Raw genomic sequence first — 13,335 nt, forward strand, 5'->3', positions numbered from 1 at the left:
GACGAGCCCGCGGGCTCGTCCGGGGGGGTGGGTCAGCGGGGCGTGATCTCGCCCATCGGGCCCCAGCCCTTCACCTGCTCGTGGTCGACGTACATGATCTGCGGCTGCGCGGAGACGAGATCGGGGGCCTTCTCGACGAAGTCCGCGAAGTGCTGCGTCCTGGTGTGGGCGCCACCGGCGTCGGCGTCCTTGAAGCACTCGATCGTCACGAACTCCAGCGGGTCGTCGAGACCGCGCGACCACTCGAAGAAGTTGCAGCCCTCCTCGGCGTTGACCGCGGTCGCGTAGGACTGCGCCAGCGCCAGCCACTCGTCGACCTTGTCGGCGCGGACCGGGAACTTGACGTTGATCAGGATCATGGCCGACATCCTAGTGACGCGCGTCGCTGTTCCACGTGGAACACCGTCCGCCGTCTCGAAGTGAGACCGGTCCCTGGAGGCGTCGCCTCTACCGTGGCGCGGTGGGAGATCAACGCCTCGCCGGGCCGGACGACATCCCGCTCGTCGCGCGGTGGGGCACCGAGCACCCGGCCGCACCGCTCGTGGTCGCGCTGCACGGCAGCGGCACCAGTGAGCACTCGCTCATCGAGATCTCGCCGTGGCTGCCGCACGGTCCCGTGGCCTACGTCGCCGTGCGCGGGCCGCTGCAGCAGGGCACCGGCTACGCGTGGTTCGCCGACACCGGCGGCCCGCCGGAGGCCGAGGACGTGGCCCTGAGCTGCCGCTGGTTCCTCGACTGGCTCGACACCGAGGGCGACCCCGACCGGCCCGTGCTGCTCGTCGGCTTCCGCGACGGCGTCACGTTCGCCGGGGCGCTCATGCTGACCGCGCCGCACCGGTTCGCCGGGGCGGGCCTGCTCTACGGCGCGCTGCCGTTCGACGCGGGCCTGCCGATGGGGCGCGGCGCGCTGTCCGGGATGCCGGTGTTCCTCGCGCACGGCGACGCCGACGTCCGCACACCCGCACCGCTGCTCGCCCGCACCTGGGAGTGGCTCGCGCGCGAGAGCGGGGCGCCGCTGTGGGCCGAGCGCGAGCCCGGCGGTGCGCAGCTCGCCGGTGAGGTCGTCGGTCACCTCGGCACCTGGCTCGGCGACCGGCTCGACCACCTGCGCTCCCACGGCGAGAACCCGCTGCCCGACGGCGACGAGCCGTCCTGGCCGACCGTCACCGGCGGCCGGCTCCCGGCGCGCCCCGGCCCGCCGCCCGAGGCCGCGACCACGGTCCCGCAGCACCAGCTCACGCAGAACGCGCCCGTGGAGCGGCAGGAGGAGCTGTGGAAGCGGCTGTCGGCGCTCGACGCCGTGACGACGGCTCCGGCCACCGTCGGCGTCGCGGGCACGCGGTCGCTGCTCCTCGACCGCGCCACCGCCACCGGGCCGGACACCGCGTACCTGCTGCCCGACGTCGGCGAGTTCGCGCACCTGCACCCCGATCCCGACGGCAGCGTGCACGTCGCCCTGCCCGACGAGCTCGCCTACGACGCGATCGCCAAGGGCTGGGCCGTGCCGCACCCCCTCGCCGGGGTCCGCGTCGGCTCGGGCATGGTGCTGGTCCCGGGCCCGCGCGACGACGCCGAGGTCGACGTCGTCGCGGGGATCGTGGAGGCGGCGCGGCGGCACGCGGCGGGCTGACCCCCGCGGGGTCCCCACCGCGGTCTGGTGGACCGGCGAGGTGGTCGTCATCGCGACCGTCGTGCGGTCGGTGAGCAGTGCCTCGGCCGCCTCGCCCTCCCGCGGCAGCCCCGCCACCGCGTCGCGGGTGCCCCCGTCCTCACGCAGGTACCGGTCGAGGAGCACGGTCGAGCGGACGTGCTGCTGGACGGGGCCGAAGACCTCCTCACCGGCCGCACCGTCCGTGCAGATCACCAGCGGGTCGTCGCTATCCATCCGGGACGCGAGCGGGCTCACGATCTCCCGGCCGCTGATCGTCGCGGCGCGGGAGATACCCCGACGGGCCAGCTCGTTGTCGACGAAGTCGCCGCGGCGGATGTGCGGCGTTGGCCGAGCTCGGCGCGACCCGCTTCCGCCATGCAGGTCAGGAGGCCGACTGCAGCACCACCCGGCGCATCGACAACCGTCCGTATGCAGTGATGAGCGCGCACACGACCGTCCCCTACCGTCCCGCGGTAAATCCGGGACCGGATGATGACGTAGAGCGCCGGCGCAGCCGATCTGTGCGGGTGGGACGCGTGTTCGGACGCGCAGGTGCAGTTCGGGCGGCGTGGATCACCGGCGGCCGGCGATCAGGAGGAAGACGTGCAGTCGATGACCGACGATGTGACGGTGCCGGAGGGGCTGACCTCCGTCGAGGCCGAACAGCGGCGCAAGCACGGTGAGGCCAACACCGCGGCCACCCGTGCCTCGCGCACCTACGGGCAGATCCTGCGCACCAACGTCTTCTCCTTCTACAACTCCATCCTGTTCGTCATCGGCGCCGCGCTGCTGTCCTTGGGCCGCTACAGCGACGCCCTGGTCAGCGTCGGCCTCGGCCTGATCAACGCCGTGCTGTCCTCGATCCAGGAGCTGCGGGCCAAGCGCAAGCTCGATCGGCTGCAGCTGCTCGACCAGGCCGAGGTCACCGTCGTGCGCGATGGCGTGGACGTGCGCCTCGCGCCGGAGCGGGTGGTACGCGGAGACGTGGTCCACGTCCGGGCCGGCGACCAGATCGTCGTCGACGGTCCGTTGCTCAGCGGGCGGGGCGACCGGCTCGAGACCGACGAGTCGCTGCTGACCGGTGAGTCCGACCCGGTCGTCAAGCGCGTCGGCGACGATCTGCTCTCGGGCAGCTTCTGCTCCGGGGGCGAGGGCTACCAGCTCGCCCGCGACGTCGGCGCCGCCTCGCACGCCAACAAGCTCACCACCGAGGCCCGCGTCCCGTCGAGCGACAAGACCCCGCTGCAGCTGCGCATGGAGTTCGTCGTGCGCCTGGTCATGGTGCTGGTCGCGCTGATGAGCATCACGATCCTGGCCCAGGCCGCCATGGAGGGCTTCGCCCTGCTGCGGGTGGTGCAGACCTCGGCCGTGCTGTCCGGTCTGGTGCCCTACGGCCTGTTCTTCCTCATCGCGGTCGCCTACACCGTGGGCGCGAGCCGCATCGCCGGTCGCGGCGCGCTCATCCAGCAGGTCAACGCCGTCGAGTCGATCAGCAACATCGACGTGCTGTGCACCGACAAGACCGGCACCCTGACCAGCGGCCGGCTACGGCTCGACTCGGTCGAACCCCTCAGCGGCCACGGCGAGGCCGACGTCCGCGGGGTGCTGGGCTCACTCGCCCGCAGCGGCTCCGCACCGAACCTGACCAGCGAAGCCCTGGCCGCGGCCCTGCCCGGCAAGGCGTGGACGGTGCGGCAGGAGGTCCCGTTCACCTCGGCGCTGCGCTGGAGCGGGGTGGCCGGCGAGGACGGCACCTACGTCCTGGGCGCCCCCGACGCCCTCGCCCCCGCCCTGTCCGGGGCGCCGCTGACCGAGCGGGTCGCCGAGCACGCCGGCCAGGGCCTGCGGGTGCTCGTGCTCGCCCGCGCCGGGGACGACCTGCGCGACACCCGGGACCGACCCCTCCTGCCGCCGCTGACCCCACTCGCCCTGGTCACCCTGAGCGACGAACTGCGCCCTGATGTCGCCGACACCATCGCCGGACTGCGCGAGCAGGGCGTCACCATGAAGGTCCTCTCCGGCGACGATCCGCGCACCGTGGCCGCGCTGGCCCGGCAAGCCGGTCTCGACTCCGGCGTGCCGGTCAACGGCGCGGACATCGACGCCCTCACCGACGCCGAGCTCGACGCCCTGGTCGACACCAGCGCCGTGTTCGGCCGGGTCGCCCCGCACCAGAAGGAACGCATCGTCGACGCCCTGCGCCGCGGCGGCCACTACGTCGCCATGATCGGCGACGGCGTCAACGACGCCCGCGCGCTCAAACGCGCCCACGTCGGCGTCGCCATGCGCAGCGGCAGCGGCGTCACCCGCGACGTCGCCGACATCGTCCTGGTCGAGGACTCCTTCGCCGCGCTGCTGCCCGCCCAACGCGAAGGCCGCAAGATCATCAACGGCATCGCCACGTCGATGTTCGTCTTCCTCACCCGCGTCACCACCCAGGCCCTGGTCATCCTGGCCGTGACCCTGCTCGGGCTCGGGTTCCCCTACGAACCCACCCAGGTCGGGCTGACCCTGCTCACCGTCGGCGTCCCCACGTTCTTCCTCACCCTGTGGGCCCCCAGCACCCCACCCGCGCGGGACCTGCTCGGCTCGCTGGCACGGTTCGTCCTGCCCGCCTCCGTGGTCACCGCCGGGTTCTCCGTGGTCGTGTACTCCTACCACTACCTGTCGCTGGTCACGATCCTCGGCGAGGCCGACACCCCGGCGTTCGTCATCGAGGAGTTCGAGGGCTACACCGGCCTGGCCCCCACCGACGCCGGGTTCGCGCTCGCCGGGGCGACGCTCGGCGCGCAGACGGCGCTGTCGACGTTCGTCACCTTCGCCTCGTTCGGGCTGCTGCTGTTCCTGTTCCCCCCGAACCGGCTCTTCGCCGCCTGGACCCGGCCCACCAGCGACCGCAGGCCCGCCATCATGGTCGCCCTGCTGGTCGCGGCGTTCTTCGTCGTGCTCTACACGCCCTACCTGTCGAGCTACTTCGGCATCACCGACCCCGCCCGACCCATCTGGACCACCGTCGTCCCCGGACTCGTCCTGTGGTTCCTCGCCCTGACCGCGGCCTTCCGCTGGCGGCTGATGGACCGCATGCTCGGGCTGGGCACGCTGCCGCCCCCGGACCGCTCCCCCGCGCGGACACCGGCTGAGGGCCCCACCGCCGGGCCCTGACCGGAGACGGGCGCGGCCCGGCTCGGTCCCCTGCCGGCCAGACAGGTGCGCGTCGCCCGGCTGCCGACCCAGAGGCGTCCACGGTGCTCGTACCGCACGCCCGAGCACCTGGGCGGGCCCGGCCGCTCACTCAGGAGCCGGGCACCACTGCCGCGCCGCCGTCCGCCGGGGGTGCACCCGCGCCGCCGCGCTGGCCACCGCCCCCACCGGTGGCTTCCTGCTGGGTGACGCTGCCGGCGTAGTCGTTGGCGGGGTCGCGGTGGATGGTGTGCACGTGACCCCGGCCCGACGTGACCGCACCGTCGACGTCGGCCGAGAGTTCCTGGTTGGCGAACTCGATGTAGACGTCGGGGCCCGAGATCTGGAAGTGGATTCCCTCGCCGGTGGTCATGTCGTAGACGGTGGCACCGGACCAGTTGACGTAGGTCTCGTCCAGCGTGGCCTCGATCCCGGCCAGTGCCGTGGCGGTGGTCTGCTCGTCGGACAGGCCGACCCAGTTGGCGATCACCTCGAGCAGGAGCTGCTTCTGCTCGTCGGTCAGGTCGGCGCCCGACAGCCCGGTGCCGGTCGGGTAGGTGCAGGTGCTGCCGGGCTCGCACTGCATCGTCTGCACCTCCTCGCCCTGGTAGAGCGCCGCCTGCTGCTCGGTGCTCAGGCTGTCGTAGAACGCGAACGCGGTCTCGTACATCCCCGACAGCGGCGCCACCTCCTCGCCCGAATCGTCGGTGAAGACGGCCGGCTGCACCCCGAGGTGGGTGGGAGCGAACGTGATCGTGTCGGCCGCGCCGTCCAGCGTCGCGTTCCCCCCGAGGTGGTGGCCGCCGAACTGGACCCCCCACGCGCCGGTCTCGGACGGGTCGCCGAAGAAGGCGATGTAGTACTGGCCGAGCGAGTCCTGGGCGCTGCCGTTGGCGACCAGGTACTGGTCGCCCCCGATGATGCCGACGACGGTGGCGTAGCCCTCCTCGCTCAGCAACCCCCGCAACACGGCCAGAGCCGCGGTCTGCTGCTCCTCGGTGAGGTCGGTGAGGTTCAGCCCCGCGCGTTCGACGAACGTGACGGGGAAGTTCGACCACGACGTCGACTTCGTCTCGTCGTCGTAGGCGTGGAGCACCGTCTCGCGCTGCTCGGAGGACAGCATGACCAGGAACGCCTCGGCCGCGGCCGTCGTGTCGGTGATGGTCCCGGCGGTCGTGGTGGCCACGGCGCTCGTGGTGTCGGCGAGCGCGGCGGTGCTGATCGACGACGATGTGTTCGTCGGCGTAGCGGCGGTAGCGCCGGCAGCGCAACCGCTCAGCGTCAGCACCCCGACCAGCAGCGTCGACACCAGCCATGAGGACTTCGTGCGCGTGTTCATGACGTGAACCCTGCGACGTGGACCTGTGCACCTCCTGTGATTCGGCTGTGCAGCGATGAGAGCCTCTGGGCGGCACGCTCAACGCGGCATGCGGTGCGACGCTCGACGTTGTAGCGCTCAGGCCGACGACCTGTTGTCCGCCGCCGCATCCGTCCTTCGTGGGGGACGACCGCGATCCTCGGCTGATGGACGTGACCGAAGCCCAGTCGACTCGTGTTCCCGCGGGACACCGATTGGTTCGCCGGCGGATGCCCTCGATGCCCGCACGGTCATGAGCCGGGCGACCTCGCCGCCGACCGCGGCCGACTCGTCGAATGCCGCGGGAACGGCGGCACCGGAACTGCCGTTCCTGCTGGTCGAGCTGGTGGAGACGAGGGGAATCGAACCCCTAACCCCCGCCTTGCAAAGGCGGTGCTCTGCCAATTGAGCTACGTCCCCGTACCCGGCGAGGCTACCCGCCGGAGGGGGCGGGCGGGCTCAGCGGGTGGTGGCCTCGTGCCACAGGTCGGACTCGGAGCGCGACGCACGGGCCTTGGAGAACACGACCGCGCCGGCGGCCAGGGCGATGACGACGGTGAGGAGCTTCTTCATCGAGGACTCCGGGTGCCGAGGGAGTGTGCCGAGGGGGTCGAGAGAGTGGGCCCAGGTGGATTTGAACCACCGACCTCGTCGTTATCAGCGACGCGCTCTAACCAACTGAGCTATGGGCCCCTGCGGCGGAGACGAGGTTACCCCAGCGCCTCCACCGCCTTCCGACCGGGTCAGTCGCGCTCGGAGAGCGTGACCTCGACGCCGCCGACCAGGTCGGCGGACACGTTGTAGACGAAGGCCGCGATCGTGACGGCGACGGCGAACAGCAGGCTGTTGATCGCCCCCACCACCGCCGCGAACCCGAACACGCGGCCCGCGCTGATCAAGGGCGCACCGGTCTGGGCCTGGCCGGAGACCAGGTCGGCGTAGGTGCCGTTGAGGCGGTCCCAGACGCCGATGCCGTCGAGGACGCCGTACAGCACGCCCACGGCCACCAGCCAGACGAAGAACAGCACCACGGCCAGCACGAGGGCGAGCTTGAGCACCGACCACGGGTCGAGCCGGCGCAGCTGCAGCGCCGCCTGCCGGGGCGCGCGGGTGCGGGCCGCGCGGACCGGCGAGCGCACGCCGTCCTCCTGGCGCACCGGCTCGGGCTCCGGGGCCCGCAGGAACGCCGTGGGGCCCTCGTCGAGCAGATTCCCGACCGGCGCGGCGGCGACCGGCTCGGGGCGGGGCTCCTGCTGCTCCGCGCCGCCCCGGCCGGGGATGCGGCGCCACGGGGGTGGCGTGGCGGCGTCGGGCCCGGGCCCCGGTACCGGACCGGGCGCGGGGGCCGGGCCCTCGGACGCCCGGGCCTGCGGCACCGGCACGTGCTGCTGCGTCGGGGCGGCGGCGGAGACCGGCGCCATCCCGGGGACGCTGCCGTTGGCCTGGCCGTTGCCCGAACCGTGACCGTTCTCGTCGGGCACCCGCATCTGCGCGGTGGGTGCGTCCGCCGGGGCCGTGGGGACGTCGACGACCGTCTGCTCGTCGTCCGCGACCTCGACCGCGCCCTCGGGGTCGGCGGGACGAGCAGCCGGCGCGGCCGGGTCGGGCCCGGCGGCGTCGGTGCCGTCGGGCGCGGCCTGCTCGTCGGTGGCCACCGTGGCGCGGTCGTCCGGGTCGGGGCGGCCCGCGTCCTCCGCGTCCGGCTTGCTCGTCTTGTCGTCCACGAGGTGGAGCTCTCCTCGGTACTGGGTTCCAGCGGTCAGGGTCGGTGCGGGGTCACGCCCCGCCGGTGACCTCCGGGGCGTCGGCATCGTCCTCGGCGTTGCGCGCGACCGCCAGCAGTGTGGCGCTCTCGCCGAGGTTCATCAGACGGACCCCCTTGGTCTGCCGGCCCGCCTTGCGCACTTCCCGGGCCGACGTCCGGATCACCCCACCTGTGGAGGTGATCGCGTACAGCTCGTCGTCGATGCCGACGATGAGCGCGCCGACCAGGGTGCCACGCCTGCGGTCGTACTGGAGGGTGAGCACGCCCTTCCCGCCGCGGCCCTGCACCGGGTAGTCCTCGATCGGGGTGCGCTTGGCGTAGCCGCCCGTGGTGGCGACCAGGACGAACAGGTCGTCCTGCACCACCGCGAGGGACAGCAGCCGGTCGCCCGCGTTGAACCGCATCCCCAGCACGCCCGAGGTGGCGCGGCCCATCGGGCGCAGCACCTCGTCGCTCGCGGTGAACCGGATGGACTGGCCCTCGGCCGAGACCAGCAGCAGGTCGTCGTCGGCGGCGCAGAGCACGGCGCCGACGAGCTCGTCGTCCTCGCGCAGGTTGATGCCGATGAGGCCGCCCGAGCGCGGGGAGTCGAAGTCGGTGAGCCGCGACTTCTTCACCAGGCCGGTGCGCGTGGCGAGCACCAGGTACGGCGCCACCTCGTAGTTCTTGATCTGCATGACCTGGGCGATGTGCTCGTCGGGCTGGAACGCCAGCAGGTTGGCCACGTGCTGACCGCGCGCGCTGCGGTTGGCCTCGGGCAGCTCGTAGCCCTTGAGCCGGTAGACCCGCCCCTTGTTGGTGAAGAACAGCATCCAGTCGTGCGTGGAGCACACGAAGAAGTGGGCGACGATGTCGTCCTGCTTCAGCGCGGCGCCCTGCACGCCCTTGCCGCCGCGCTTCTGCGCCCGGTAGAGGTCGGTCTTGGTGCGCTTCGCGTAGCCGGTCTGCGTGATCGTGACGACGATGTCCTCGACGGCGATGAGGTCCTCGTTGGTCACGTCGCCGTCGTCGGCCACGATCTGCGTGCGGCGCTCGTCGCCGTGCTTCTCGACGATCTCGACGAGCTCGTCGCGCACGATCTGGCGCTGGCGCTCGGGGCGGTCGAGGATGTCCTGCAGGTCGGCGATGGTCCGCTCGATCTCGGCCAGCTCGTCGATGATCTTCTGGCGCTCCAGCGCGGCGAGGCGCCGCAGCTGCATGTCGAGGATCGCCTGCGCCTGGACGTCGTCGACGTCGAGCAGCTCGATCAGGCCCGCCCGCGCGACCTCGACCGTGGCCGAGGCGCGGATCAGCGCGATGACCTCGTCGAGCGCGTCGAGCGCCTTGACGTAGCCGCGCAGGATGTGGGCCCGCTCCTCGGCCTTGCGCAGCCGGTAGCGGGTGCGCCGGACGATGACCTCGATCTGGTGGCGGATGTAGTGCCGCACCATCTGGTCCAGGCGCAGGGTGCGCGGCACGCCGTCGACGATCGACAGCATGTTGACGCCGAACCCGTACTGCAGCTGCGTGTGCTTGTAGAGGTTGTTCAGCACGACCTTCGCGACGGCGTCGCGCTTGAGCGTGATGACGATCCGCATGCCGATGCGGTCGGAGCTCTCGTCGTTGATCTCGGCGATGCCCGCGAGCTTGCCGTCGCGGTGCTGCGTGGCGATCGACTCGATGAGGTTGTCGGGGTTGACCTGGTAGGGCAGCTCGGTGGCGACGAGGATCGTGCGCCCCTTCGCGTCCTCCTCGACCTCGACGACCGCGCGCATCCGCACCGAGCCGCGGCCCGTGCGGTAGGCCGACTCGATGCCGTCGCGGCCGACGATCAGGCCGGAGGTCGGGAAGTCCGGGCCCTTGATCCGCTCCATGAGCGCCGCGAGGGTGTCCTCGTCGGAGGCCTCCCAGTTGTCCAGCGCCCACACCACGCCGGCACCGACCTCGCGCAGGTTGTGCGGCGGGATGTTGGTGGCCATGCCGACGGCGATGCCGGAGCTGCCGTTGATCAGCAGGTTGGGCACCCGCGACGGCAGGACGTCGGGCTCCTGCGCCTTGCCGTCGTAGTTGTCGGAGAAGTCGACGGTGTCTTCTTCGATGTCCTGCAGCATCGCCATCGCCAGCGGCGAGAGGCGGCACTCGGTGTAGCGCATGGCCGCGGCGGGGTCGTTGCCGCGCGAGCCGAAGTTGCCCTGGCCGTCGATCAGCGGGTAGCGCATCGACCAGGGCTGGGCCAGCCGCACGAGCGCGTCGTAGATCGAGCTGTCGCCGTGCGGGTGGTAGTTGCCCATCACCTCGCCGACGACGCGCGCGCACTTCACGTAGCTGCGGTCGGGGCGGAAGTTGTTCTCCCCCATCGAGTACAGGACGCGCCGGTGCACCGGCTTGAGGCCGTCCTCGACGAGCGGCAGCGCCCGGCCGACGATGACGCTCATCGCGTAGTCGATGTAGGAGCGCTGCATCTCCTGCTGGATGTCGACCGGCTCGGTGCGGTCGCCCCCGCCGCCGGCGGGCGGCAGGGTGGGGTCGAGAGTGTCAGTCACGAGCGGGGTCCTTCGGCATCGTCGGCTGCGGAGACGTCCAGGCTGTTACACATCAAGGAAGCGCACGTCCTTGGCGTTGCGCGTGATGAAGGACCGGCGCGACTCGACGTCCTCGCCCATCAGCACGGAGAACAGCTCGTCGGCGGTGGCCGCGTCGTCGAGGGTGACCTGCAGGAGCACCCGGTGGGCCGGGTCCATCGTGGTCTCCCACAGCTCCTTGGCATTCATCTCGCCGAGGCCCTTGTAGCGCTGGATGCCCTCGTCCTTGGGCACCTTCTTGCCCGCCTCGCGGCCGGCCTCGAGCAGGCCCTGCAGCTCGCGGTCGGAGTAGGCGAAGTCGGGCTCCGCGCCGCGGCCGCCCCACTTGATCTTGTAGAGCGGCGGCTGCGCGAGGAACACGTGCCCGTGCTCGACGAGCGGACGCATGAAGCGGAACAGCAGCGTGAGCAGCAGCGTGCGGATGTGCTGGCCGTCGACGTCGGCGTCGGCCATCAGCACGACCTTGTGGTAACGCAGCTTGCTCAGGTCGAACTCGTCGTGGATACCGGTGCCCAGCGCGGTGATGATCGCCTGGACCTCGGTGTTCTTGAGGACGCGGTCGATCCGGGCCTTCTCGACGTTGATGATCTTGCCGCGGATCGGCAGGATCGCCTGGAACATCGAGTCGCGGCCCGACTTGGCCGAGCCGCCCGCGGAGTCGCCCTCCACGATGTAGACCTCGGACTTGGACGGGTCGGTGGAGCGGCAGTCGGCCAGCTTGCCGGGCAGCCCGCCGATGTCGGTGGCGCTCTTGCGGCGTACCAGCTCGCGCGCCTTGCGCGCGGCCGCGCGGGCCTGCGCCGACTGCACCGACTTGTTGACGATGATCTTCGCCTCGGCCGGGTTGCGCTCGAACCAGTCGGAGAGCCACTCGTTGCTCACACGCTGCACGAACGACTTGACCTCGGTGTTGCCGAGCTTGGTCTTGGTCTGCCCCTCGAACTGGGGCTCCTTGACCTTCACCGAGACGATCGCGGCCAGGCCCTCGCGGATGTCGTCGCCCGAGAGCGCCGGATCCTTCTCCTTGAGCAGCTTCTGCGCCCGCGCGTAGCGGTTGACCGTGCTGGTGAGCGCGGAGCGGAAGCCCTCCTCGTGGGTGCCGCCCTCGTGCGTGTTGATCGTGTTGGCGAAGGTGTAGACCGACTCCGTGTAGCCGGAGTTCCACTGCATCGCGACCTCGAGCGCGTGGCCCTCGGCCTCGCCGGAGAAGGACACGAGCTTCTTGTGGATCGGGTCCTTCGACTTGTTCAGGTGCGCGACGAAGTCCTCGAGCCCGTTGGGGTAGCAGTAGACGTTCTCGACCGTCTTCGCCACGTAGCCCTCGGCGTCGGGCTCCTCGGCCCCCTCGGAGGCGCCGTTGCGCTCGTCGCGCAGCACCATCGTGAGGCCCTTGTTGAGGAACGCCATCTCCTGCAGCCGGCGACGGATCGTCTCCAGGTTGTAGGTGGTGGTCTCGAAGATGTCCGGGTCGGCCCAGTAGGTGATCGACGAACCGGTGCGCCCGGTCTCCTCACCCTTGCGCAGCGGGCCGGGGATCGAGCGCGAGTAGTGCTGGCGCCACACGTGGCCGTCGGTGTGGATCTCCGCGTCGAGCGCGACGGACAGCGCGTTGACGACGGACACGCCGACGCCGTGCAGGCCACCGGAGACCGCATAGGAGTCGCTGTCGAACTTGCCGCCCGCGTGCAGCATCGTCAGCACCATCTCGATGGCGGGCTTCTTCTCCACCGGGTGCATGCCGACCGGGATGCCGCGGCCGTCGTCGACGACGCGGACGCCGCCGTCGTCCTGCAGCGTGACCTCCACGCGCGTGGCGTGACCGGCCATCGCCTCGTCGACCGCGTTGTCGACGACCTCCCAGATCAGGTGGTGCAGCCCGCGCTCACCGGTGGACCCGATGTACATGCCAGGCCTCTTCCGGACGGCCTCGAGGCCCTCCAGCACCGTGATCGACGATGCGCTGTAACCGTTCTTCTGCTCCGGCACGGGCCGCCAGTCTCCTCGCTGCGTCTGCCCGGGACCGCGGGGAGATCGGCCCGGGCGTTCGACCGGGCACGACGGGGGCGCCCGGAAACACTCCCTCCATACTACCGGGGCGGTCCGACAGAACGGCGGCTAGGACCCGCCCAGGATGGCCGGAGAACGCCGATCGGTCGCCGGTTCGGGTCCGGCGGCGCAGCGGGGGGGTGAACGGCGCCTGCGGCGACGTCATGTCGCCCTGAGCGGGCCGCAGGACGTTGCGGCAGGTCAGCCGTACGTGTCGCGCGGGCCGCGGCCGCGGACGGTGCGCGGGCCGTGCTTCCACGTCGGCCCGCTCGGCCCGACCACCCGGATCCGCCGCACGACGTCCTTGCCGACGGCCCCGGCCAGGCGCACGAGGAGCTGGCGCTGCAGCATCCGCAGCTGCGTCGCCCACGCCGTCGACTCCGCCTGGAGCACCAGCTCCCCGTCGCGCAGCGAGACCGGCGTGCAGTGGTCGGCCACGTCGTCGCCCACGAGCTGGGGCCAGCGCCCGAGCACGGTGGCGTCGGTGAGCCGGGGCGACCACCCGCGGTCCAGCGCGACGCGCGAGACGACCCGGCCCAGCGTCTGCGGGTCGCGGTCGTCGGGACCGGGGCCCGACCACCGGCGCCGCTTGCCCGCCCGACCCGGGCGGGGCACGCCGCGCCGCTCCCCCGAGCGCTGCGCCGCCTTCGCCGCCGACGCCTCGCGGGCCGCCCTCAGGGCGTCCCGCGCGATGTCCGATCCGCGACCGGCGGTCGCCGGACCGTCATCCCCAGGGGTGGGGACAACAGACCCCGAAGGGACCGCGCCGGACGGT

Annotated in this window: 10 protein-coding genes and 2 tRNA genes; 3 read left to right on the forward strand and 9 right to left on the reverse strand. The window is 71.8% G+C overall.

Annotated elements, in window-relative coordinates:
- Window positions 1-32: 32 nt before the first annotated feature.
- A complete protein-coding gene (locus tag I4I82_RS14780) occupies window positions 33-359 on the reverse strand; it encodes a putative quinol monooxygenase (protein WP_218589946.1) in 327 nt (108 codons plus the stop codon).
- A 101-nt stretch (window positions 360-460) separates the two neighbouring features.
- Between I4I82_RS14780 and I4I82_RS14785 the strand changes: the two genes are divergently transcribed.
- Together I4I82_RS14785 and I4I82_RS14790 are read left to right on the forward strand one after the other, a co-directional pair.
- Entirely contained in the window at window positions 461-1,630 is a 1,170-nt protein-coding gene (locus I4I82_RS14785; protein ID WP_218589945.1) for a luciferase domain-containing protein, read from the forward strand.
- Between the two features lie 633 nt (window positions 1,631-2,263).
- Window positions 2,264-4,813 carry an HAD-IC family P-type ATPase gene (locus tag I4I82_RS14790; protein WP_218589944.1) on the forward strand — a complete coding sequence of 850 codons (2,550 nt, stop codon included), beginning with the start codon at window positions 2,264-2,266 and terminating at the stop codon, window positions 4,811-4,813.
- 130 nt (window positions 4,814-4,943) lie between these two features.
- On the opposite strand, the gene I4I82_RS14795 is transcribed toward I4I82_RS14790, so the two are convergent.
- Window positions 4,944-6,017 carry a DUF3500 domain-containing protein gene (locus I4I82_RS14795; protein ID WP_218589943.1) on the reverse strand — a complete coding sequence of 358 codons (1,074 nt, stop codon included), beginning with the start codon at window positions 6,015-6,017 and terminating at the stop codon, window positions 4,944-4,946.
- Between I4I82_RS14795 and I4I82_RS14800 the strand changes: the two genes are divergently transcribed.
- Window positions 6,007-6,177 carry a hypothetical protein gene (locus I4I82_RS14800; RefSeq protein WP_218589942.1) on the forward strand — a complete coding sequence of 57 codons (171 nt, stop codon included), beginning with the start codon at window positions 6,007-6,009 and terminating at the stop codon, window positions 6,175-6,177. The genes I4I82_RS14795 and I4I82_RS14800 overlap by 11 nt on opposite strands.
- Window positions 6,178-6,532: 355 nt before the next feature.
- On the opposite strand, the gene I4I82_RS14805 is transcribed toward I4I82_RS14800, so the two are convergent.
- From I4I82_RS14805 to I4I82_RS14835, 7 genes are all read right to left on the reverse strand, one after another.
- Window positions 6,533-6,608: transfer RNA gene (locus I4I82_RS14805), tRNA-Ala, on the reverse strand.
- Window positions 6,609-6,647: 39 nt separating this feature from the next.
- Window positions 6,648-6,761: a DLW-39 family protein gene (locus I4I82_RS14810; RefSeq protein ID WP_218589941.1), complete on the reverse strand. Its 114-nt coding sequence runs from the start codon at window positions 6,759-6,761 to the stop codon at window positions 6,648-6,650.
- A gap of 46 nt (window positions 6,762-6,807) precedes the next feature.
- Window positions 6,808-6,881: transfer RNA gene (locus I4I82_RS14815), tRNA-Ile, on the reverse strand.
- Between the two features lie 50 nt (window positions 6,882-6,931).
- Window positions 6,932-7,912 (reverse strand): DUF3566 domain-containing protein, encoded by a 981-nt coding sequence (locus I4I82_RS34980; protein WP_372451377.1) that lies wholly within the window; start codon window positions 7,910-7,912, stop codon window positions 6,932-6,934.
- Between the two features lie 52 nt (window positions 7,913-7,964).
- A complete protein-coding gene (gyrA, locus tag I4I82_RS14825; protein ID WP_218589940.1) occupies window positions 7,965-10,475 on the reverse strand; it encodes a DNA gyrase subunit A in 2,511 nt (836 codons plus the stop codon).
- A gap of 45 nt (window positions 10,476-10,520) precedes the next feature.
- On the reverse strand, window positions 10,521-12,500 hold the full coding sequence (gene gyrB, locus I4I82_RS14830) for a DNA topoisomerase (ATP-hydrolyzing) subunit B (RefSeq protein ID WP_218589939.1): 1,980 nt from the start codon (window positions 12,498-12,500) through the stop codon (window positions 10,521-10,523).
- A 261-nt stretch (window positions 12,501-12,761) separates the two neighbouring features.
- Window positions 12,762-13,175: a DciA family protein gene (locus I4I82_RS14835; protein WP_226370063.1), complete on the reverse strand. Its 414-nt coding sequence runs from the start codon at window positions 13,173-13,175 to the stop codon at window positions 12,762-12,764.
- Between the last annotated feature and the right edge of the window lie 160 nt (window positions 13,176-13,335).

The sequence above is a fragment of the Pseudonocardia oceani genome (genome assembly GCF_019263585.2).
In the GTDB taxonomy this organism is placed as follows: domain Bacteria; phylum Actinomycetota; class Actinomycetes; order Mycobacteriales; family Pseudonocardiaceae; genus Pseudonocardia; species Pseudonocardia oceani.

Excerpts from the sequence above, each read along its gene's own strand:
- I4I82_RS14780 (WP_218589946.1), bottom strand. The coding sequence starts at position 359 with ATGATCCTGATCAACGTCAAGTTCCCGGTCCGCGCCGACAAGGTCGAC.
- I4I82_RS14790 (WP_218589944.1), top strand. The coding sequence starts at position 2,264 with ATGACCGACGATGTGACGGTGCCGGAGGGGCTGACCTCCGTCGAGGCC.
- I4I82_RS14810 (WP_218589941.1), bottom strand. The coding sequence starts at position 6,761 with ATGAAGAAGCTCCTCACCGTCGTCATCGCCCTGGCCGCCGGCGCGGTC.